Genomic DNA, 21,497 nt, shown 5'->3' on the forward strand with positions numbered 1-21,497 from the left:
AAACTATTTAGTGAAGCTTTCTCTCCATCTCGTTTTGTTTAATAAACACAGAATAACCATTATTCAACAAAGCTTTGTTTAGTGGATCATCTTCTGGAACTGAAACCAAAATAATCCTTTCTTTTATTTCTAAAAGTTTTGAAGTAATATCTTTTATTAGCTCATCATAAGAACAATATTTATCCAAAGGTGCTGCATCAACTATATATGCATTATCTTTATTGAACCCCCAAACGACGTATCCGATTAGCTTCCCATTTATTTTTATTGTTTCATAATTGTACCTATTTTCACTCAATTTTATTGTTATAGGTTCTCTCTGCCAATTTGGATTTCTTCCCAGCTCAAACTTTGCCTGTGTGGCTAATTCATATACAACATCCGACTTTGTAGATTCGTATTCAAATTGGTTCCTTCGGTTCTCTTTTTTTTCAACAACAAAAGAGTTTAGCTTTCTTATAATTCTAAAACCATGCTTTTTATAATACTTTATAGATCTTTCATCTGATTCTGCCACTTCTAAAATAATTCTTGTTATATCTTTCCATTTTAATGTTTCAATTGTTCGATACATAACTTCCGAGGCCAATCCTTCTCCTCTATATTCTTTCTTTACCCCTATAGAATCTATTCTTCCAATATCTTTTCTCAAGGAGATAATACTAAAACCAACCGGTTCTTTATCTGAAAAAACCACAAAAGAATCTTCCAAGGATATTGAATTTTCTTTCACATCTTTTTCAAAGGTTTCTAAATTCCAATTGACAGGTATTACATAATCTTTGAATACTTCGTTCACTAATTCTATTACAACACTAATAGATACTTCTTTTAAAGGTTTATAAACAAACATAATTATCCTCCTCTCAAGCAAGTAATCCCTTATAATAACATTTTAACATAAATGAAGTTATTTTTGAACTAAAAAACCACCCAAAAAGGGTGGTCTTATTCTATATTACTTTCATATTTAATTTATTAACGCTAGCATTATATTTGAAAGCTCTATAAAATCTTCTTTTAACGATGCACCACCAACTAATCCTCCATCAATATCAGGCTTACTAAATAAACCAAAATAATTATCTGGCTTTATACTTCCACCATACAATATTGATATAGATTCCGAAAATTCTTCATCGAAAAGTTCTTTTAGTAAATTTCTTATGAAATTATGAACCTCTTGTGCCTGTCTGGGTGTTGCAACTTTCCCTGTTCCTATAGCCCAAACTGGTTCATAGGCTATTATAACCTTTTTTGCTTCTTCTTCTGTTAATCCATAATAACCTTCCTTTATTTGCCTTTCAACAACGTTAAAAGTTAAACCTTTTTCTCTTTCTTCCAACTTTTCACCAACACATAGTATAGGTGTCAAACCAGAACTAATAACCTTTTTAACTTTCTTGTTTATACTTTCATCGCTTTCGTTGAAAACATGTCTTCTTTCAGAGTGACCTAATATTACATATTTAACACCAATATCTTTCAACATGTCAACAGAGATTTCTCCGGTGAATGCTCCCTTATCTTCAAAATATACATTCTGAGCCCCAACTTCTATTTTAGAACTACTTGCGATATCGCTAACCTTTTCAAGGGCAGTAAAGGGAGGACAAATAATAACGTCAAATTTGTTATTTGTCTTTATTCCACCTACAAGTTTAGAAACAAACTCTGCTGCTTCTTTGTTAGTTTTATTCATTTTCCAATTTCCGGCAAGAATATACCTTCTACTACTCAGTTTTTTTTTTCAGTTATTGAAGCTATTCCAGGAAGTTCTTTTCCTTCAAGTAATTCTAATGAAGCTCCCCCACCTGTAGAAACGTGAGAGAATTCGTTTGCTAAACCAAATTTCTCAGCTGCTGCTGCAGAATCTCCGCCACCAATAATGCTGGTACAACCTTTTTTGGTAACCTCTGCTATAGCTTTAGCTACTTCTTTTGTACCTTCTGAAAAGTCATCTATTTCAAAAACTCCCATTGGTCCATTCCAAACTATTGTTTTTGCGTCCGAAATTTTATCTTTAAACAAAGATACCGTTTCAGGACCGATATCTAGTCCCATCCAACCTTCTGATATGCCGTCATCCATCTTCACAGTTTTCTTTTCAACACCAGCTTCTATTTTTTGGGCTATAACAGCATCTACAGGTAGTACTATTTCAACACCTTTTGCTTTTGCATTATCTAATATCTCTTTAGCAACATCTAATTTATCTTCTTCAACCAAAGAAGAACCAACTTTCTTACCCAATGCTTTTAAGAAAGTAAACATCATTGCTCCACCAATTAAAATTCTATCGGCATTGTTGAGCAAGTTGTTTATAACACCTATTTTATCAGAAACTTTTGCACCACCTAAGATAACAACGTATGGTTTTTCAGGATTTTCTACAGCCTTTTTCAAAAATTCAATCTCTTTTTTCATCAAAAATCCAGCTACACTTGGTATATATTCAGCAATCCCAACGTTTGAAGCATGCGCTCTGTGAGCTGTTCCAAAAGCGTCGTTTACGTGAATATCAGCTAAACTCGCCCAGTATTTAGCAAGTTCAGGATCGTTCTTTGTTTCACCTTTTTCAAACCTTGTATTTTCAATCAATAAAACCTCTCCATCTTTTAACTCAGATACAGCTTTTTCAACTTTTTCTCCTCTTGTTTCATCGACAAAGTAAACATTACTATTTAAAATCTCATTCAATCTATCAGCTACGGGTTTTAAGGAAAACTCTGGCTTCTTTTCGCCTTTTGGCCTTCCTAAATGTGAAAGAAGAATGACTTTTGCACCTTTTTCTAAAACGTATTCAATTGTAGAAAGCGCTGCTTTAATCCTAGTTTCATCAGTTATCTTGCCATCTTTTAATGGAACATTAAAATCGACTCTCATTATTACTTTTTTACCTTTTAAATCAACATCTTTTACAGTGAGCTTTTCCATTTTGACACCCCCTATATTTCTTTACTAAACAAAATTAAATTTTCAAATAAAAAGGGGATTCACATCCCCTTTTATCTTTTTTATAACATCTTAGCTAACTTTTCAGCTAATTTAACAACCATAGTTGAGTATCCATTTTCGTTGTCGTACCAAGCACAAACCTTTACTAAGTTACCATCGATAACATTTGTTAAAGTAGCATCAAATATTCCTGCATATTTACTACCAATTACATCTGATGATACTATAGGATCTTCGTTGTATCCAAATAGACCTTGTAGCTCATTTTCCACAAACTCTTTTACCATCTTATTCACTTCTTCAATAGTTGTTTCTTTTTCTACTTCAACCGTCAAATCACTTATAGACCCATCTGGAGTTGGAACTCTTAGTGCCATGCCGTCTAATTTCCCTTTTAGTTCAGGAATTACCAAACCAACAGCTTTTGCTGCCCCAGTTGTTGTTGGAATAATATTAACAGCTGCTGCACGAGCCCTTCTCAAATCACTGTGTGGTAAATCTAATACTCTTTGATCATTTGTATAAGAGTGAACTGTTGTCAATAAACCTCTTTTAATCTTTAAGTTATCGTTTAAAACTTTGATAATTGGTGCAATAGAGTTAGTTGTACATGAAGCGTTTGAAATAACTTCCATATCAGGCGTTAAAATATCGTCGTTTACTCCCATAACAATTGTAGCATCAACTGCACCTTTAGCGGGAGCGGTTATTATTACCTTCTTAGCACCTGCTTTTAAATGAGCAGAAGCCTTCTCTTTATTTCTAAAAACACCGGTAGACTCGATAATTAATTCTGCACCTAAATCTTTCCATGGAAGATTTGCAGGATCTTTTTCAGCATAAATCTTGATTTCTTTACCGTTTACTATAAGACCGTTTTCAGTAACTTCTACTGTACCTTTGAATTTTCCATGTACAGAATCATATCTCAATAAAACACCTAAGGTTTCTGGATCAGTAAGGTCATTTATTCCAACAACATCGAAGTTTGAGTTCTCTACCAATTGTCTAAAAACTAATCTACCTATCCTTCCAAAACCGTTAATCCCAACTTTTACTGCCATTAATACAACACCTCCTGGTAATATAGTTTGTTATTTTTTTCTCTTACTTTTATTATATCGATAAAATTATGCTTTTATGAAAATAAAAAGTTAATTTTTTTGTTTCAAGCTCCAAAATTTGGTAATGTACCTAGATACTTTTGAGAAATCTCATTAGTTTTTTCTTCTTTAAGTTCAACAGCCTTTTGTATAGCTTCATTTGTAGCTGCTATTATCAAATCTTTCAATGTATCCATGTCCTCATCTTCAAGCTCTTGAGAAATTTGTATATCTTTTATTCTCATATCTCCAGTGGCTATAACTTTAACAAAACCACCTCCAGATGTAGCTTCCACTTCAACATTAGATAATTCTTCATCTAATTTGTTCATTTCTTCTTCCATCAAAATTTGTGCCTTCTGAGCTTCTTCAAGCATCTTACTCATATTGTTCTTACTTCCTGATTTTTTTGAAAGAGATCTTCCTCCCAAACTTTTCATCTTTTTTGCCATAGAAATCCTCCTATAAAATAATATGCACCCTTCTATTATAACATAAAAAATTCCCCCTTTAAGATTTTAATAGATTACCAGTATATGTTATAATATTTTGGACAACTATAATTATTTTTAAAATTTTTCTTCATTTAATGGGCTACACTGGAAGTTTATCTTTATTGGGAGGTGACATCGTATGGTTAAAAAAGTTTTTTTAGTTTTTTTAATGTTAGTTTTTTCTTTACTGAGTGTGTTTTCTGTTACTTATGTAGTTGGAACAGAAGCTTCCTTCCCCCCTTTTGAATACGTTGAAAATGGCAAATTCGTTGGTTTTGATATGGATTTAATAAGAGAGATAGGTAAGCTTTACGGGTTTGATGTTGAAATTAGAGATATCAGTTTTGACTCCCTTATACCATCTTTGATGACAGGAAACATTGACATTATAGTAGCAGGAATGACGATAACTGAGGAGAGAGAAAAGGTTGTAGATTTTACAATTCCATATTTTAGTGCAGATCAAAGTATATTAGTAAGAAAAGGAGAAGGGAAAAATATTTCAGTATTGTTTGAAAAAAGAAAGATAGGAGTTCAAACTGGGACTACCGGAGACCTCTGGGTAACAGAGAATCTTGTTGATAAAGGTTTTTTACCCAAAGGGAACTTAACAAGATACGATACCTTCAACTTTGCAGTAAGAGATCTCATCAATAAAAATATAGACGCTATAGTTTTAGATAACCCTGTTGCTCAAAGATTCACAAAAACAGACCCTGTAGAAATAGTAGGAATTATAAAAACAAACGAAAATTACGGAATGGCTGTTGCACCGGGAAATGAAGAGTTGCTAAATATGTTAAACGAAGGGATAAGGCAGTTACAAGAAAATGGAAAAATTGATGATCTAATTCAAAAATACTTCGAATAAAAAACAAACAAAAAAGGGGGCTTAGCCCCCTTTGTAAAAAGTAGGGAGATAAATGAGTGAATTAAAAGTAATTATAAACTCTTTTCCTTTTTTGTTACAAGGGCTCCTTGTGACAGTCGAACTAACTGTTTTCAGTTTAATATTAGGTTTTATTGTAGGAGTGGCTATTTCTTTTGGTCAGTTGTATGGAAACAAAATTTTACAATTTATTTTGTTAGTATATGAAAGAATCTTTAGGAGTATACCTTTATTGGTTATTCTTTTTTTGATATTTTATGGATTACCTTCTTTAGGAATAAGATTGGATCCTTTTGTCGCATCTGTAATAGGATTAGGATTGAGGAGTTCCGCTTATCAATCTCAGATTTTTAGAGGGGCAATATCTTCTATTCCAAAAGGGCAGGTCGATGCTGCATACTCTCTTGGAATGAATAATATTCAAACTTTTTTTTACATAATTTTCCCACAAGCAATTAGAATAGCATTATCTGGATGGACTAATGAAGCCGCTGTTGTTTTAAAGGATACTTCTTTGGCATACGCTTTGGGTGTTGTAGAACTTTTAAGACAAGGTACTTATATAATTGCTGTAACAAACAGACCCTTGATTGTTTATTTGATTTGTGGAATAATATATTTTGTTTTAACCTTCAGTTTGAGTCGAGGTTTAGGTGCTTTAGAACGGAGATTATCTATCCCAGGATACGAAGTGAGGAAAATATAATTATGAAAAACGAGAATAAGATAATACTAAAAGTTGAAGACCTTCATAAAAGTTTTAATACTACTGAGGTGCTAAAAGGAATTAGTTTTGATGTAAAAAAAGGTGAAACAATAGTAATAATTGGCCCCAGCGGAACCGGAAAAAGTACTTTACTTATGTGTATAAATAGATTGGTAGAACCTAATTCTGGAAAAGTTTATTTGGAAGATCAAGAAATAACCTCTTCAAAAAATGTTCACCTAATTAGGCAAGAGATAGGATTTGTATTTCAGCATTTTAATTTATTTGAACATTTAACAGTTTTAGAAAACGTAAAAATCGGTCTAATCAAAGTTAAAAAGATACCCAAAAACAAAGCAACAGAGATAGCCTTACAAGAACTTGAAAGAGTGGGTTTAAAAGACAAGGCTGAACTATATCCTGCTCAACTTTCGGGTGGGCAAAAGCAAAGGGTAGCAATAGCAAGGTCTTTAGCCATGAACCCGAAATTGATGTTGTTCGATGAACCTACTTCAGCATTGGACCCTGAATTGATAGGTGAAGTTTTAAATGTTATGATTGATCTTGCAAAAAGTGGAATGACTATGGTTTGTGTAACTCATGAAATGGGTTTTGCTAGAGCTGTTGCTGATGAAATTATATTCATGGAAAAAGGGGTAATCGTTGAAAAAGGCTCACCGGAAATGATGTTCAAAAATCCGCAAAAAGAAAGAACAAAGAGCTTTTTAAACAAATTATCTCAGTTGTATGGAGAGGAAGAGAAGAAATGAGTTTTATTGAAATCGTTCAAAGTTCTTGGTCTTATATGGTTCAGGGCATATGGGTTACATTATTCTTAACCTTAATTTCTGTATTTATAGGTCTTATTTTTGGTGTGTTACTGGCTATTGCAAAAACTTATGGAAATAAATTTTTCTATTATTTCAGTTATATCTACATAGAAATAATAAGAGGCACCCCTTTGTTGGTACAACTATTTATCCTTTATTATAGTTTACCTGTCATAGGAATAAGATTATCCCCACTAGCCGCATCAATTATCGCATTTTTCTTAAACTCTTCTGCTTACCAAGCTGAGTATTTAAGAGGATCGATCCAATCTATTAGTTCTGGGCAAATGGACGCTGCACTCTCTATAGGAATGAAAAAATGGCAAGCAATAAGATTAATAATTTTACCTCAAGCCTTAAGAAGGTTTATACCTTCCTGGACCAATGAGTTCATATATCTATTAAAATATTCTTCACTTTCCTATATAGTGGGGGCTCCAGAAATAATGGCACAAGCCAAATTTGTTGCAAGTCGTAATTTTGAATTTTTCAAAGTATATTTATTTGCTGCAATTATATATTTTGTGTTAGTAACTATATTCAGTGAAATTTTTAAATACATAGAAAAAAGATTAAAGATTCCGGGAACATTAACCTATGCAAGGCAGTAAAACACAGGAGGAAAAGCGAATGGAGATAATTAACCTAGTAAAAGAACAAATAAAAAATGAACTATCTAAATTGCAAATACAAACAGAAGATAAAGAGAATGACTTCACCGTTGAAACACCACCAAAAGATGAAATGGGTGATTTTTCATCTAACGTGGCATTTCTACTAGCTAAAAAGATGAGAAAATCCCCAATGATAATAGCAAAAGATTTAGCTCAAGAGCTGAATAACAACTCATTTTTTTGTAAAGTTGAAGATTTAAATGGATTTTTAAATTTTTTTATTTCACCAGAAATTTACCAAAGAATTTCTTCTCATATAATAAGTAACCCTAGAACATATGGTAAATTCGATATTGGGAAGGGAACAAACATACAGTTTGAATTTGCAAGTGTAAATCCCACAGGTCCAATGACTGTAGCCCACGGTAGACAGGCGGTTATGGGAGATGTTATGGCAAATGTATATGAAGAAGTGGGATACAATGTCCAAAAAGAGATGTACTTAAACGATGCCGGAAGACAAATAAAACTCTTAGCATACTCTCTGTGGGTGAGATACAACGAACTATTAGATTCAAACTATGAAATACCTGAAGATGGATACAAAGGGGAATACTTAATTGATACCGCTAAAAAGGTTTTAGATAAGTATGGAGACATTTTCAAAGATAAATGGAACGAAGAGATAGAAAATACCTTTAAAAAAGAAGTATTAGAAGACATGGTTAAATCTATGCTTGAAACGTTAAACAAAATAGACGTAAAGTTCGATGTAGTCTTTAGTGAACAATTACTCTTTAAGAATAAGATGGTTGAAAAAACTTTAGAACAGTTAAAATCAAAGAAAATGGTATATGAAAAAGAAGATGCTCTGTGGTTCAAGGTATCGGAACTAATAGACGAAGACGACAAAGTACTCATAAGATCCAAAGATAAAATGCCGACTTATTTTTGTGATGATATCGCATACCATTACTACAAGTATTTTAGAGGCTTTGAAAAGGTAATAGATATAATGGGATCAGACCATCATGGTCATATTCCAAGAATGATGGCATCGATTAAGGCCTTAGGTTTACCTGACGATTTTCTAAAAATAATATTGCACCAATTTGTTAATATAAAAAAAGGTGAAGAGATTTTAAGAATGTCAACAAGAAAAGGAGAATTTTTTACGTTAGACGAACTCATAGATAACGTAGGAAAAGATGCTGTTAGATACTTCTTTGCCATGGTTGACCCAGATACAACCATGAACTTTGATATAGATTTAGCCATAAAAAAATCAAATGAAAACCCCGTTTTTTATGTACAATATGCACACGCAAGAATATGTAGTATATTCAAAGAAGCAAAAAAAAGGAATATAGAATTTGAAAAATTCCTAGGTTTAGATCTTTTAATAGAAAACGAAGAAAAATTACTGATAAGAGAGTTGTCTTTATTCTCTAATGTTTTGGAAAGTTCAGCAAGTCAATTTAAACCAAACTTATTAACACAATACCTAGAAAGAATAGCTTCAAGATTCCATCAGTTTTATAACAAACATTCCGTACTTAACGCAGAAAACTCTCAATTAATACAAGGGAGATTGAACCTATGTTTTGCTACAAAAATAGTTTTGCAAAGAGGCCTATCCATTTTAGGTGTTACAGCTCCAGAAAGTATGTAATTGAGGTGTTTAAATGAATACAGAAGAATTTAACGATGAGATTAACGTAGTAATAGAAAAGCTAGTGTACGGTGGGTATGCATTGGCAAGATATGCAGGAAAAATTTACATGGTTAAAAATGCTTACCCGGGTGAATTTATCAAAATTGTACCCAAACAGGTAAATAAAAATCTTATATTCGCTGATTTAAAAGAAGTAATTCAACCTTCACCACAAAGGGTAAACACTCAGTGTAGTCATTTCCCCAATTGTGGAGGTTGTCAATGGCTAGATTATGATTACAACGCTCAAATAGAAGCTAAAACAGAAATCATTAAAGAGCAACTCACAAGAATAGGTAAAATAGATAACTCTCTTGTTCGAAATACCATAGGTAGCGATATAAAATATGGTTACAGAAACAGAATGGAGTTCGCTTTTCAAAATTATCGTTCTTTAAAATTAGGATTAAAAAAAGCTGATTCAAATGAGGTATTAGATATTAAAAAATGCCCAATCTCTCCCAATCCATTTGATAATATAAAAAACAGATTTAAAGACTTAGTTGAAAAATTAGAATTACAAATATACAACCCTAAAAGCAAAAAAGGCATCTTAAAACACTTAGTATTAAGAAGGTCTTTTTCAAAAAATCAGAATATGATAATACTGGTAACCCATACAGAATATTTACCTTACGAAAATGAGATAAAACAGTTCTTCAAGAAAAATTTTCATCCATATTCTTTAATTCACCTTATGAACAGTTCTGACAAGATAGTCCTCAGAGGTCCATATAGAACACTTCTTGGTGAAGGGGTTCTTTTAGAAGAGTTTGATAACTTTACATTTCAAATACCTCCCATATCTTTTTTTCAAAACAATTACAATGTCACAGATAAACTTTTAAAATCGATAGTTTCATATTTAAAAGATAAAGTAAATAACCAAGCCACTCTTTTGGATCTTTATTCAGGAGTCGGACTTTTTTCTATCTATCTTTCCCCTCTTTTCAAGCATATAGAAGCAGTAGAAAATTCTAAGATCTCTGTTAAAGCTGCAATATCAAACTCTCATATAAACTCTATAAACAACATAAGATTCATTCTAGCTAATTCAAAAAAGTATTTACAAAACAATGTGAGCAAAAAATTCGATTTTGCAATCGTTGATCCTCCGAGAAAAGGATTAGAAAACAAAGAAATAGAACTTTTGTCTTCTGCTATAAAAAAATCACTAATATACGTTTCTTGTGATCCATCGACCCTAGCTAGAGATTTGAAATCATTTGTTGAAAAAGGATTCAATATAAAAATTGTTCAACCTTTTGATATGTTTCCTCATTCTTATCATATTGAAAGTGTTGCAATTTTAGAAAAATAATATAGAAAGGGAGAGATTCTGTGGAGTTATCTAAAAAGGTATCATCCATTCAACCATCTGCAACTATTGAATTAAACTCAAAAGCCTTGGAGTTACAAAACAAAGGAAAAAAAGTAACAAGACTAACAGCCGGAGAACCAGATTTCGACACCCCAACTCCAATAGTTGAAGCGGCCTATACCGCAATGAAAGAAGGAAAAACAAAATACACAGACAGCAAAGGTATAAAAGAACTTCGATCCAAAATAGCTGAATACATAAACCAAAAATATATGTGCGAGTACGATTATAACAATGTATTAGTCACTAATGGGGGGAAACAAGCTCTATTCAATGTATTATTACTACTCATTAATCCCGGCGATGAAATAATATTATTTGATCCGTCGTGGGTAAGTTATGAGGCCCAAATAAAAATGGTTGGTGGAACACCTATCCATGTTAAAACCTTTTCAAAAGATAATTATGTTCCAAATACTAAAGAATTAGAAACTGCTATAACAAACAAAACCAAAGCGATTATTCTAAACTCTCCAAACAATCCAACAGGAGCAATTTATGATAAAAACTTCCTATCTTACATTTCAAAATTATCCATAGAAAAAGACATAATAATAATAAGCGATGAGGTATATGATACTCTTGTATATGATGATGAATATATATCCATGGTAATGTTCAAAGAATCAATAAAAAACACAATATTAGTAAACAGTTTTTCAAAAAGTTGGTCTATGACGGGATGGAGAGTAGGCTATACAATCGCAAGTAAAGAACTCATCTCACAAATGGCAAAAATTCAATCTCATTCAACTTCTAACGTCAACACGCCTTCTCAATATGCTGCTTTAAAGGCTTTAGATATAGATAATTCATACATGGTTAAAGAGTTCAAAAAGCGAAGAGACTATCTATTTGAAGAATTCAGTAAATTGGGGTTAAAGTTCATCAAACCAAAAGGAGCTTTCTATTATTTTTTAGATATATCTGACTTTGGATTATCTGATAAAGAATTCTGTGATAAATTACTTAACTATGGTCTAGCAGTTGTACCCGGATCAGCCTTTTATTATGATGGATACATAAGATTATCTTTTGCTGCTTCTATGGAAGACTTAAAAAATGCCGTAGAAATCTTAAAAACTTTTATAGACGATTTGGAGAAAAAAACAATATGAAAGTAGACCTTTTAGTTGCTGAAATAGGGAGTACAACAACCGTAATAACTGCATACAAAATAAAAGAAAAAAATATTGAAATAATCTCCCAAAGCGAAAGTTACACAACAATAGATGAAGGAGACGTTACAATAGGCATCGAAAAAGCCATAAAAGTTATGAAAGAAAAATTAAATGAAGAAATAAGCTGGAACAAATTTCTTGCCACATCTTCTGCAGCAGGTGGATTAAGTATGACTGTACATGGACTCGTCTATGATATGACTGTAAGAGCTGCAAAAGAAGCAGCATTAGGTGCCGGAGCGATATTAAAGTACATAACAGCAGGGAAATTAAGAGAAAAACAATTAGAAAGAATAGTTAAAATAAATCCAAAATTAATACTACTATCAGGTGGTGTTGACTATGGAGAGGAAGAAACTATCCTACATAACGCTGAAAAACTTTCAGAACTTCCACTTAATGCTCCAATAATCTATGCCGGAAACCCAGCAATCAAAGAAGAAATTAAAGAAATATTCAAAGAAAAAAACAAAAAGATTATCTTAACAGAAAATGTTTACCCTAAAATAGACCGATTAAACGTAGAACCTGCAAGAAAAATAATTCAAGAAGTATTCTCAAAACATATAATCCACGCTCCTGGAATGGAAAAAATATACAGTATTGTAGATGAAGAAGTAATACCAACCCCAGCTGCTGTGATGAACACAACAGAACTACTAAACGAAATATATGGGGACGTATTAACAGTAGACATAGGAGGAGCAACAACAGATATAGACTCAGTAACAGATGGATCACCTGAAATACAAAAGATACTAATCTCACCTGAACCAAGGTCAAAAAGAACGGTAGACGGAGATATGGGGATATATGTAAACGCACCAAATGTTGTTGAAATGATAGGTGAAGATGATGTCAAAAAATCATTTCCTAATTACCCTGAAATAATGAAAAATCTCACTGCATATCCCAAAAATGAACAAGAAGAAAAATTTGCAGCATATCTTGCAAAATACTGTTTTATAACCTCTTTAAAAAGGCATGCCGGAAGAATCGAATATATGTTTACCGCAACAGGAAGAAAAAAAGTAGCATACGGAAAAGACTTAACTAATGTGAAGATCATCTTTGGAACAGGTGGAATACTATCTAGATCAAAATATAGAAAAGAAATATTTCAAGCTCTAAAACAGCTAAAAAACTCAGAAGATCTGTTAATACCTCCTAAAAATGTGGCTTTTGGATACGACAAAAACTACATATTTGCTAATATAGGAGTAATCTCTAAACTAGACAAAGAAATCGCGAAAAGAATACTAAAAAACAACATAGACATTAGCTCTCTTTAGATCCATCTCTTAAGAGGGAATTAGGAACAATTTCAAAGACATTTAATATGATCTAACGCGGCGAATTGACAAAATATAAAAATTATGCTAGAATATAAAAAATTAATAATGGAGTTTGACTGTTATGAAAGATGAATATATGAAAAAAATGGTCTCAAAAAACCCAAATAATATTAATATAATCAATTGGTGGTGGCATCTCTGACGGGGATGCCTCATAGTTGATGCCATAGTTTTTAAAAGGGCATCCCTGTTAAAGGGGTGCCCTTTTTTAATTAGGAGGTCTTTTTCCTTTTAAAAAAGGGACGAAGGCCTCCTTTTTATTTTAATTTTATAAATGTAAGTAATGAAAATTATTTAAGTGTGAGGAGGTTAATATGTATACTCAAAAAAACAATAGTATCCAAACGATTTTACCCATTATAGAAAAAATCAAAGTTAAAGATATCGATCCTGCAAATATATATAAAAAAGTAGCCTTAGAAAATAAATACTCTTTTCTTTTAGAAAACTTAAAATCGAATGGCAAAAGTTACTCTTTAATTGGCGTTTCACCACAAAAGATTGTGAAATTAAAGTATATATCAAAAAACAACACTTGTATTGAATATATAGATAATACAAAAGGTTTTTTGAAAATGAATAATAAAGATTATATAGATTTTCTTAAAGAAGAATTATCGAAAATAAACTACAAAAGTATACATAAGATACCTGATTTTTTTGCAAGTTTTGTTGGATACTTTGGATACGAGATGGTTTCTCTTTGGGAAGAAGTTTATCACATAGAAAAAACCAAAGATTTGAAACACGGAGATTTACCTTTGTCTTTACTAGTCATGCCAAAAATTTTATTAATAATAGATCAAAACGAAGATATAGGTTATTTAATAAACGTTATAGATCTTAATTCAGAAATGAACCAAGATGACTCAATCTACTTAGCCAAATTGGAAAATAAAAGGATTATAGAAAAGATAAAAAATAAAACCCCCAAAATCTGTAAAGATAAAATCTACAATCAGAAAATCAAAATAAAAAATCATACAAAAAAAGAAGATTTCATTAAAAAAGTAGCGAAAGTCAAAGAATACATAAACACAGGTGAAGCTTTTCAAATAGTTCTATCTCAAAAGTTTTCATGTGAAATGGAAGAAGATCCTTTTGAAGTTTATGAAAGTTTAAGAAATATAAACCCCTCACCTTACATGTTTTACCTTAACTTTGATGAAGTAAAGTTAATAGGATCTTCACCTGAAATGCTTGTTAAAGTTGAAGGACAAAGAGTTATAACAAGACCTTTGGCAGGAACAAGGCCAAGAGGCGAAACTAAAGAGATTGACCAAGTAATAGAACAAGAATTACTAAGTGATGAAAAGGAAAGAGCTGAACACATTATGCTTGTAGATCTTGCTAGAAACGATCTTGGAAGAGTTTGCGAAAAAGGAACGGTTCATGTGACAAAACTATTTGGAGTTGAGAGATATTCTCATGTTATGCATATTTATTCCCAAGTTGAAGGAAAAAAGAAAGAAGAGTTATCTTCGCTTGATGTGTTAAAGTCTGTATTTCCTGCAGGTACAGTATCAGGTGCTCCAAAGATTAGGGCGATGGAGATAATAGATGAATTGGAAGATGAGCCACGAGAAATTTACGCAGGAGTTGTAGGTTATATAGATTCAAAGGATGATTTAGATACCAGTATAGCTATAAGAACGATGGTATACAAAGATAAGAAGTTGATAATTCAGGCGGGTGCAGGAATAGTGTCTTATTCTGATGCTGAAAAAGAATACTATGAAACAGTAAACAAATCGATGGCAATGTTCAAATCAATTAAAAAGGGGGATTTCAAAGATGATTCTTTTGATAGATAACTACGATTCTTTTACATACAACGTTTTCCAAATGGTTAGTGAGTTCGATAACGTGAAAGTGTATAGAAATGACAAAATCGCTGTTGAAGAGATAGAAACATTAAACCCTTCACATATAATAATTTCCCCGGGTCCAGGTACTCCAAAAGATGCAGGTATATCTTTGGAATTAATAAAACGTTTCAAAGATAAAATCCCTATCTTAGGTATATGTTTGGGGCATCAATGTATCGCGGAGGCATTTGGCGGCGAAGTGGTTAGAGCAAAAGAGATTTTTCACGGCAAAACTTCAAAAATTTACTTAAAAGAAAAAGATGAGTTGTTTAAAGATGTAGGAACTCCTTTTGAAGCAACTAGATACCATTCTTTGATGGTGTCAAAAGAAAATTTTCCTGAAGAATTAATGATAACAGCTACCACAAAAGATGGAGAAATAATGGGGTTAAAACATATAAATTACAAAATATATGGTGTGCAATTTCATCCAGAATCAATACTAACAACCGTAGGACATAAGTTAATAGAGAATTTTATAAACATAAAAATAGAAAATAGAGAAAGGAGTGTCAGCTATGTTTAATTACTATCTTCAAAAGGTCGTTAAAGGGGAAGACCTTAATTTAAGTGAGACGGAATCTGCAATGGAAATGATAATGGATGGGAAAGTAACCCACAGTCAACTTGCTGGCTTTTTAGTTGCACTACACATAAAGGGAGAAACAGTTGATGAGATAACAGCTAGTGCAATGGTTATGAGAAAGAAGGCATTGCCTCTGAATCTTGAAAACGACAGTCTCATCGACACATGCGGAACAGGTGGAGATGCCAAAGGAACATTCAACATTTCAACGGCAGTAGCTTTCGTATTAGCAGCCGCAAATATTCCTGTTGCTAAACACGGTAATAGATCTGTTTCAAGTAAAAGTGGAAGTGCCGATGTATTAGAAGCTTTCGGAATAAATATATCACTTCCTACTTCTTTAATTGAAAAGTGTTTAAAAGAAATAGGTATTGCATTTCTATTTGCACAAGATTTTCACAGAGCGACAAAACATGCAGCCGTTCCAAGAAAAGAATTAGGTATAAGAACGATATTTAATGTATTAGGGCCCCTCACAAACCCTGCAAACGTAAAGTACCAACTGATGGGGATATACGATCCTAACCTTGTTTATCCAATAGCTGAAGTTTTAAAAAATTTGGGGGTAAAAAGAGGGATGGTTGTTCATGGAGCTGGAGGAATAGATGAACTCTCACTGTCAGGAAAGAATAAAGTAGCCTTTTTAAAAGATGGAAAGATAGAAGAGATAGAGATATCTCCACAAGATCTCGGACTTAAAGTTTCCCCTTTAGAAGAAATTCAAGGAGGAAGTGCACAAGAAAACAAAGATATTATTTTAAATATATTTGAAAACAAAGAAAAAGGCGCAAAACGGGACATCGTTGTTCTAAATTCAGCTGCTGGTTTGTATGTAGCGAACAAAGTTAACTCTTTAGAAGAAGGCATCAAATACGCTCAAGAAATTATCGAAAGTAAAAAGGCGTTGAAAAAACTGAATGAGATGATTGAGTTTACAAACCTGTTATCGGTGGAAGAAAAAAGCTCTTGACTATTATAGCTCAGAAAGGAGATCAAAATGTTCTTAGATAAGATAGTGGATAACAAGAAGAAAGAAATTGAAAAAATAAAAAGTAAAAAAAATTCGCTCAAAAGTTCTCTTGAAAAAGAAGAAATAACCCTAATCGCTGAAATAAAAAAAGCGTCTCCAAGTAAAGGTATAATCTCCAAAGATTTCGATCCAGATAGTCAATTAGAAGCATATATAAAAGGAGGGGCTGATGCAGTTTCTATATTAACAGATGAAGAATACTTTCAGGGAAGTACTGAATTACTTCAGAGGTTGAAGAAAAAAACTACTCTACCCATCCTAAGAAAAGATTTCATAATAGATGCTGTGCAGATTTATCAATCCTTATTCTTAGGAGCCGATGTTATCTTACTTATAGCTTCAATTCTTTCACAAAAAGAATTAAGAGAATTTTTACACCTTACAGAAGATTTGGGTATGGAAGCACTCGTTGAAGTTCATAATTTAGAAGATTTAGAAAAAGTTTTAAATACAGATACACAGATTCTAGGGATAAACAACAGAGATCTCACTGATTTCTCTGTTAATATTAAAAATACAGAAAAGATTTTAGATAAATTGGCGAAAAAAAGTAGAAGAAAAGATTTTTACATAATTTCAGAAAGTGGTATAAAAGAGAAAAAAGATATAGATTATCTAAAGAGTTTAGGGGTGGATGGGGTTTTAATAGGAGAGGCATTAATGAGAGAAAACAACCCAATTTCAAAGATTAGAGAACTCTTTCCAGAAAAGGAAAAGATCCTAAATGGTTAGGGTAAAAGTTTGCGGAATAACAAATAGAGAAGATGCATTAAAAATATCCAAAATGGGTGTTGACGCAATAGGATTTATCCTTTCAAGTAAGAGCCAGAGAATGGTGAGTTTATCGAAAGTTTCTGAAATTGTCAAAATTCTGCCTCCATTTTTAAGCAGGGTAGCAGTAGTTGTAGATCCTACAATAGAGCAATTAAATGAAATTGAAAACTCTAAATTCTTCGACTACATACAATTTCATGGATCTGAAAGTATTGATTTAATAAAAAGAAGTAAGTTAAAAACAATAAAAGCTATAAAAATTGAAAACGAACAATCTTTAAAGGCTATATCTACATACGAAGAAGATGTAGATTATTTTCTCTTTGATACAAAAGTTGGGGAAAAAGTTGGTGGGACTGGAAAAACTTTCGATTGGGGGTTTTTAAAGCAGATTAATTTACAAAAGCCATTCATATTAGCAGGTGGAATAGGTCCAAACAATGTGATTGAAGCCATAAAAGAAGTAAAACCAGATGCGATAGATTTAAACAGTAAAGTCGAAGAGAAACCTGGTAAAAAAGACATTAAGTTAATTAAGGAAGTTCTTTCAAAGATAAAAAGGGAGGAATAGATACCATGAAAAAAGGATACTACGGAGAGTATGGTGGACGTTATGTTCCTGAAACATTGATACCAGCATTGGAAGAATTAGACGAAGCGTATGAAAAATACTCAAAGGATCCTGAATTTATAAACGAATTCCATGGATTGCTAAAAGACTATTGCGGAAGGCCAAGCCCATTATACTACGCAGAAAATTTAACCAAGCACTTAAATGGAGCTAAGATCTATCTAAAAAGAGAAGATTTAAATCACACAGGGGCACACAAAATAAACAACGCCTTAGGTCAAGTGTTACTAGCTAAAAGAATGAACAAAAAAAGGATAATAGCTGAAACGGGTGCTGGACAACACGGCGTTGCAACAGCAACTGCTGCAGCGAGATTCGGTTTAAAATGCATAGTTTATATGGGAGCAGAAGATGTAAAAAGGCAGGCTCTAAACGTATACAAAATGCAAATGCTGGGGGCAGAAGTGATTCCGGTTTACAGTGGAAGTCAAACGTTAAAAGAAGCGATAAATGAAGCGATTAGAGACTGGGTCAGTAACGTTGAAAACACTCACTATGTTATAGGTTCAGCTGTTGGGCCTCATCCGTACCCAAAGATAGTTAGAAATTTTCAAAGAATAATAGGTGATGAAGCTAAAAAGCAGATAATAGAAAAAGAAGGAAAACTACCAGATTACACAATAGCATGTGTTGGAGGGGGAAGTAACGCAATAGGCATATTCTATCCATTCATAGAAGACAAAGAAGTAGAATTAATAGGAGTTGAAGCTGCTGGTAAAGGTTTGGAAACAAAAGAACACGCCGCCACTTTAACTGCTGGAAAAGTCGGTGTTCTCCACGGAAGTAAATCTTATGTTCTTCAAGATGAAGACGGGCAGATACAACTGGCGTACTCTATATCTGCAGGATTAGATTATCCAGGTGTTGGACCAGAACACAGTTATTTGCACGATATAAAAAGGGCGAAGTACGAATCAGTTACAGATGATGAAGCGATAGAGGCTTTTGAATTATTAACAAAATTGGAAGGGATAATTCCTGCTTTTGAAAGTTCCCATGCAATAGCTTATACGATGAAGTTTGCCCCAACACTTCCAAAAGATAAAATTATTCTAATAAACTTATCGGGTAGGGGAGATAAAGACGTAGACTCCTACAGAAAACTCAAGGGGGTGAAACAATGAGCAAAATTTCAGAGGCCTTCAAAAACAAAAAAGCCCTTATAACGTATATATCCGCAGGAGATCCGGATTTAGAAACAACCAAAGAAATAATATTGGAGTTAGATAGATCTGGTGTTGACATAATGGAAGTAGGGATACCTTTTTCCGATCCTCTAGCAGATGGACCAGTTATTCAAGAAGCAAGTCAAAGAGCTTTAAAAAATGGAACAAACTTAAAAAAGATACTTCAAACTCTAAAAAACATAAAAGATCGAATAAGTATCCCAATAGTATTAATGGGTTATTACAACTCCATATTAAATTATGGAATAGACAAATTTATAAAAGATTCTAAAAAATCAAACGTTTCTGGAGTGATAATACCTGATCTTCCTTTTGATGAGGAAGAAGAGTTTTATAGCAAATTAAAAGAAAACGGAATAGACCCTATACTATTAGTTGCCCCAAATACTTCAGAAGAAAGATTAAAACAGATTTCAAAACATTGTTCTGGATTTCTCTACTGTGTCTCACTAATGGGCGTAACAGGAGATTCAAAAGGGCCCACAGAACATTTAAAAGAATACTCTCAAAACGTAAGAAAGTATGTTGATATACCTATAGCAATAGGATTTGGGATAGATAGCCCAGAAAAAGTTAAAAATCTTATTGACTATTTTGATGGAATAATAGTTGGAAGTGCGTTGATAAAAATAATTGATAATAACAAAAATAACAAAAGCAAAATGCTTCAAGAAGTTGGTAATTTCTCAAAAAGTTTAAAAATTTGGTAAAAAAAGAATAGGGAAAAACCCTATCTTTTGATTTATCTTTAAATACTATTAATATTCGATATGAAAACTCCCGTAATTACTAATAGGGAAGTCGTCCTCCTCAATATCCTCTAACCTACTGAATCCATTGCCTCTAATTAACAATTTTTTCAATTCTCTAACTTTGTCTTCTTCACCTTGTGCAACAACTTCAACAGTACCATCGGGTAAGTTTCTAACGTACCCTTCTAATTTAAACATTAAACCAATGGTTTTAACAAAATGCCTGAATCCTACTCCTTGAACTCTACCTGATAAGATCCATCTTTTACAAACCATAACTTAAAATTAGTTTCTAGATCTTGCCAAAAGTAACATTCTCAACAATTGAGCTATTGACATCAATGCAGCAGCAACATATGTTAAAGCTGCAGCTGATAAAACTTTTCTTGCACCTACTACTTCATCCTTAGACATTCCCATAACAGGAAGCAGCTTCAATGCTCTTTTGCTGGCATTAAATTCAACGGGTAATGTAATAACAGAAAAAAGAACCACAAACAAGAACAAGAAAATACCGGCATTTAACAAAAATGGTGTAGAAAAGATCAAACCAACAAAGAAAATGATCCACGCCATATTAGACCCAAATCCTGCCAAGGGAACAGATAAATTTCTCAACACCAAAGGTTTATAACCCTTAGCATGCTGAATCGCATGACCAGCTTCATGAGCAACCACTCCTAAAGCAGCTATAGAAGAACTGTTATATGTAGCATCTGATAATCTTAATACCTTTTTAGTAGGATCATAGTGATCTGTGAGGTTCCCTCTAACTCTCTCAATATTCACATCATACAGTCCAACTGAATCAAGTAATCTTCTTGCGAACATGTATCCCGGTTCTCCTACTGAAGATTTCACCCTTGAATATTTATTAAATGTTGAACTAACCCTACTTTGAGCCCAAATGGCTAAAATTAACGGCGGTATCAAAAGCAACAATGTAGAATAAAACACTTCCTTTCACCTCCACTATTTAATCTATAAATTTATCAAATAATATCACTAAAAAAATTCTAACATGAATACATTTATTCTATTTTACAGATATGTTTACATTTGAGCTAGTAAATCAAAGAAAAAAAGCTCAATTTTTTGATATGATACCTCCAAAGTAGACACGTAATTAATAAAAATTAAAAAACTACTTTGGAGGTCTATTGGTTTTTATTCCCCTTTTTGAAGGGGTGGCTGTGACGATTATTGTCACAGACGGGGTAGTTGCTTTTGATTTACCTTCACAGAAGCAGAATTAGTTTAAATTCACCTCTGATGAGGTCTATTGGTTTTTATTCCCCTTTTTTCTGTCTACTATCTTGACTTAAGTCCAAATTTGCTAAAAGCAAATTAAAGAGTGACTACCCCGTCTGCAGCATAAAGCGCTGCATCCACCCCTTCGTAGAAGGGGAATTAAAATGACTACCCCGTCTGCAGCATAAAGCGC

The 21,497-nt window shown here is 32.8% G+C and carries 22 protein-coding genes; 15 read left to right on the plus strand and 7 right to left on the minus strand.

All coding sequences use genetic code 11. From position 1 onward, the window contains the following. Window positions 1–7: 7 nt before the first annotated feature. From PW5551_RS07440 to PW5551_RS07460, 5 genes are all read right to left on the minus strand, one after another. Window positions 8–853 carry an N-acetyltransferase gene (locus tag PW5551_RS07440; protein WP_113075162.1) on the minus strand — a complete coding sequence of 282 codons (846 nt, stop codon included), beginning with the start codon at window positions 851–853 and terminating at the stop codon, window positions 8–10. Window positions 854–970: 117 nt separating this feature from the next. Continuing rightward, a complete protein-coding gene (tpiA, locus tag PW5551_RS10735) occupies window positions 971–1,702 on the minus strand; it encodes a triose-phosphate isomerase (protein WP_113075163.1) in 732 nt (243 codons plus the stop codon). A 35-nt stretch (window positions 1,703–1,737) separates the two neighbouring features. Then, window positions 1,738–2,937 (minus strand): phosphoglycerate kinase, encoded by a 1,200-nt coding sequence (gene pgk, locus PW5551_RS10740; protein WP_113075164.1) that lies wholly within the window; start codon window positions 2,935–2,937, stop codon window positions 1,738–1,740. Window positions 2,938–3,017: 80 nt separating this feature from the next. Beyond that, on the minus strand, window positions 3,018–4,022 hold the full coding sequence (gene gap, locus PW5551_RS07455) for a type I glyceraldehyde-3-phosphate dehydrogenase (RefSeq protein ID WP_113075165.1): 1,005 nt from the start codon (window positions 4,020–4,022) through the stop codon (window positions 3,018–3,020). A gap of 104 nt (window positions 4,023–4,126) precedes the next feature. Then, entirely contained in the window at window positions 4,127–4,513 is a 387-nt protein-coding gene (locus tag PW5551_RS07460) for a YbaB/EbfC family nucleoid-associated protein (protein ID WP_113075166.1), read from the minus strand. A gap of 181 nt (window positions 4,514–4,694) precedes the next feature. Here PW5551_RS07460 and PW5551_RS07465 point away from each other — a divergent pair, with 181 nt between their 5' ends. The 15 genes from PW5551_RS07465 to trpA all read left to right on the plus strand — a co-directional run bounded on the left by PW5551_RS07465 (window position 4,695) and on the right by trpA (window position 20,011). Beyond that, a complete protein-coding gene (locus PW5551_RS07465) occupies window positions 4,695–5,426 on the plus strand; it encodes a basic amino acid ABC transporter substrate-binding protein (protein ID WP_113075167.1) in 732 nt (243 codons plus the stop codon). Between the two features lie 52 nt (window positions 5,427–5,478). Continuing rightward, window positions 5,479–6,150: an amino acid ABC transporter permease gene (locus PW5551_RS07470; RefSeq protein WP_113075168.1), complete on the plus strand. Its 672-nt coding sequence runs from the start codon at window positions 5,479–5,481 to the stop codon at window positions 6,148–6,150. A gap of 2 nt (window positions 6,151–6,152) precedes the next feature. Further along, window positions 6,153–6,920, plus strand: a complete 768-nt coding sequence (locus PW5551_RS07475) for an amino acid ABC transporter ATP-binding protein (protein WP_113075169.1) — start codon at window positions 6,153–6,155, stop codon at window positions 6,918–6,920. Continuing rightward, complete coding sequence (locus tag PW5551_RS07480) at window positions 6,917–7,591, plus strand: amino acid ABC transporter permease (RefSeq protein ID WP_233488475.1); 675 nt, start codon at window positions 6,917–6,919, stop codon at window positions 7,589–7,591. Before PW5551_RS07475 ends, PW5551_RS07480 begins: the two co-directional genes overlap by 4 nt. Window positions 7,592–7,610: 19 nt before the next feature. After that, window positions 7,611–9,266, plus strand: a complete 1,656-nt coding sequence (argS, locus tag PW5551_RS07485) for an arginine--tRNA ligase (RefSeq protein ID WP_113075170.1) — start codon at window positions 7,611–7,613, stop codon at window positions 9,264–9,266. 13 nt (window positions 9,267–9,279) lie between these two features. Then, on the plus strand, window positions 9,280–10,629 hold the full coding sequence (rlmD, locus tag PW5551_RS07490) for a 23S rRNA (uracil(1939)-C(5))-methyltransferase RlmD (RefSeq protein WP_113075171.1): 1,350 nt from the start codon (window positions 9,280–9,282) through the stop codon (window positions 10,627–10,629). Between the two features lie 20 nt (window positions 10,630–10,649). Continuing rightward, the gene (gene aspC, locus PW5551_RS07495) at window positions 10,650–11,807 is read left to right on the plus strand and encodes an aspartate aminotransferase (protein WP_113075172.1); all 1,158 of its coding nucleotides are present in this window, start codon (window positions 10,650–10,652) and stop codon (window positions 11,805–11,807) included. Next, window positions 11,804–13,162, plus strand: a complete 1,359-nt coding sequence (locus PW5551_RS07500; RefSeq protein ID WP_113075173.1) for a GlmL-related ornithine degradation protein — start codon at window positions 11,804–11,806, stop codon at window positions 13,160–13,162. Before aspC ends, PW5551_RS07500 begins: the two co-directional genes overlap by 4 nt. Before the next feature lie 377 nt (window positions 13,163–13,539). Continuing rightward, on the plus strand, window positions 13,540–15,039 hold the full coding sequence (locus tag PW5551_RS07505) for an anthranilate synthase component I family protein (protein ID WP_113075174.1): 1,500 nt from the start codon (window positions 13,540–13,542) through the stop codon (window positions 15,037–15,039). Beyond that, on the plus strand, window positions 15,020–15,619 hold the full coding sequence (locus PW5551_RS07510) for an aminodeoxychorismate/anthranilate synthase component II (RefSeq protein WP_199562251.1): 600 nt from the start codon (window positions 15,020–15,022) through the stop codon (window positions 15,617–15,619). Before PW5551_RS07505 ends, PW5551_RS07510 begins: the two co-directional genes overlap by 20 nt. Beyond that, window positions 15,612–16,649: an anthranilate phosphoribosyltransferase gene (trpD, locus tag PW5551_RS07515; RefSeq protein WP_113075176.1), complete on the plus strand. Its 1,038-nt coding sequence runs from the start codon at window positions 15,612–15,614 to the stop codon at window positions 16,647–16,649. The genes PW5551_RS07510 and trpD overlap by 8 nt, the downstream gene beginning before the upstream one ends. Before the next feature lie 27 nt (window positions 16,650–16,676). Continuing rightward, on the plus strand, window positions 16,677–17,441 hold the full coding sequence (trpC, locus tag PW5551_RS07520; protein WP_113075177.1) for an indole-3-glycerol phosphate synthase TrpC: 765 nt from the start codon (window positions 16,677–16,679) through the stop codon (window positions 17,439–17,441). Further along, on the plus strand, window positions 17,434–18,054 hold the full coding sequence (locus PW5551_RS07525) for a phosphoribosylanthranilate isomerase (RefSeq protein WP_113075178.1): 621 nt from the start codon (window positions 17,434–17,436) through the stop codon (window positions 18,052–18,054). The genes trpC and PW5551_RS07525 overlap by 8 nt, the downstream gene beginning before the upstream one ends. Window positions 18,055–18,059: 5 nt before the next feature. Then, on the plus strand, window positions 18,060–19,238 hold the full coding sequence (gene trpB, locus PW5551_RS07530; protein WP_113075179.1) for a tryptophan synthase subunit beta: 1,179 nt from the start codon (window positions 18,060–18,062) through the stop codon (window positions 19,236–19,238). Further along, window positions 19,235–20,011 carry a tryptophan synthase subunit alpha gene (gene trpA, locus PW5551_RS07535; RefSeq protein WP_113075180.1) on the plus strand — a complete coding sequence of 259 codons (777 nt, stop codon included), beginning with the start codon at window positions 19,235–19,237 and terminating at the stop codon, window positions 20,009–20,011. The genes trpB and trpA overlap by 4 nt, the downstream gene beginning before the upstream one ends. Window positions 20,012–20,059: 48 nt before the next feature. Here the strand turns inward: trpA and PW5551_RS07540 are convergent, their stop codons facing one another. Together PW5551_RS07540 and PW5551_RS07545 are read right to left on the minus strand one after the other, a co-directional pair. Continuing rightward, on the minus strand, window positions 20,060–20,329 hold the full coding sequence (locus PW5551_RS07540) for an acylphosphatase (RefSeq protein ID WP_113075181.1): 270 nt from the start codon (window positions 20,327–20,329) through the stop codon (window positions 20,060–20,062). A 9-nt stretch (window positions 20,330–20,338) separates the two neighbouring features. Continuing rightward, window positions 20,339–21,010, minus strand: coding sequence for a zinc metallopeptidase (locus tag PW5551_RS07545; RefSeq protein WP_113075182.1), 672 nt, complete (start codon window positions 21,008–21,010; stop codon window positions 20,339–20,341). Window positions 21,011–21,497 lie beyond the last annotated feature (487 nt).

This window comes from Petrotoga sp. 9PW.55.5.1, from assembly GCF_003265365.1.
Taxonomy (GTDB): domain Bacteria; phylum Thermotogota; class Thermotogae; order Petrotogales; family Petrotogaceae; genus Petrotoga.

Excerpts from the sequence above, each read along its gene's own strand:
- PW5551_RS07500 (WP_113075173.1), top strand. The coding sequence starts at position 11,804 with ATGAAAGTAGACCTTTTAGTTGCTGAAATAGGGAGTACAACAACCGTA.
- PW5551_RS07505 (WP_113075174.1), top strand. The coding sequence starts at position 13,540 with ATGTATACTCAAAAAAACAATAGTATCCAAACGATTTTACCCATTATA.
- PW5551_RS07475 (WP_113075169.1), top strand. The coding sequence starts at position 6,153 with ATGAAAAACGAGAATAAGATAATACTAAAAGTTGAAGACCTTCATAAA.
- trpB (WP_113075179.1), top strand. The coding sequence starts at position 18,060 with ATGAAAAAAGGATACTACGGAGAGTATGGTGGACGTTATGTTCCTGAA.
- PW5551_RS07525 (WP_113075178.1), top strand. The coding sequence starts at position 17,434 with ATGGTTAGGGTAAAAGTTTGCGGAATAACAAATAGAGAAGATGCATTA.
- PW5551_RS07510 (WP_199562251.1), top strand. The coding sequence starts at position 15,020 with ATGATTCTTTTGATAGATAACTACGATTCTTTTACATACAACGTTTTC.
- trpC (WP_113075177.1), top strand. The coding sequence starts at position 16,677 with ATGTTCTTAGATAAGATAGTGGATAACAAGAAGAAAGAAATTGAAAAA.
- PW5551_RS07540 (WP_113075181.1), bottom strand. The coding sequence starts at position 20,329 with ATGGTTTGTAAAAGATGGATCTTATCAGGTAGAGTTCAAGGAGTAGGA.
- PW5551_RS07470 (WP_113075168.1), top strand. The coding sequence starts at position 5,479 with ATGAGTGAATTAAAAGTAATTATAAACTCTTTTCCTTTTTTGTTACAA.
- trpD (WP_113075176.1), top strand. The coding sequence starts at position 15,612 with ATGTTTAATTACTATCTTCAAAAGGTCGTTAAAGGGGAAGACCTTAAT.
- PW5551_RS07440 (WP_113075162.1), bottom strand. The coding sequence starts at position 853 with ATGTTTGTTTATAAACCTTTAAAAGAAGTATCTATTAGTGTTGTAATA.
- PW5551_RS07460 (WP_113075166.1), bottom strand. The coding sequence starts at position 4,513 with ATGGCAAAAAAGATGAAAAGTTTGGGAGGAAGATCTCTTTCAAAAAAA.
- trpA (WP_113075180.1), top strand. The coding sequence starts at position 19,235 with ATGAGCAAAATTTCAGAGGCCTTCAAAAACAAAAAAGCCCTTATAACG.
- gap (WP_113075165.1), bottom strand. The coding sequence starts at position 4,022 with ATGGCAGTAAAAGTTGGGATTAACGGTTTTGGAAGGATAGGTAGATTA.
- pgk (WP_113075164.1), bottom strand. The coding sequence starts at position 2,937 with ATGGAAAAGCTCACTGTAAAAGATGTTGATTTAAAAGGTAAAAAAGTA.
- argS (WP_113075170.1), top strand. The coding sequence starts at position 7,611 with ATGGAGATAATTAACCTAGTAAAAGAACAAATAAAAAATGAACTATCT.
- rlmD (WP_113075171.1), top strand. The coding sequence starts at position 9,280 with ATGAATACAGAAGAATTTAACGATGAGATTAACGTAGTAATAGAAAAG.
- PW5551_RS07465 (WP_113075167.1), top strand. The coding sequence starts at position 4,695 with ATGGTTAAAAAAGTTTTTTTAGTTTTTTTAATGTTAGTTTTTTCTTTA.
- tpiA (WP_113075163.1), bottom strand. The coding sequence starts at position 1,702 with ATGAATAAAACTAACAAAGAAGCAGCAGAGTTTGTTTCTAAACTTGTA.
- PW5551_RS07480 (WP_233488475.1), top strand. The coding sequence starts at position 6,917 with ATGAGTTTTATTGAAATCGTTCAAAGTTCTTGGTCTTATATGGTTCAG.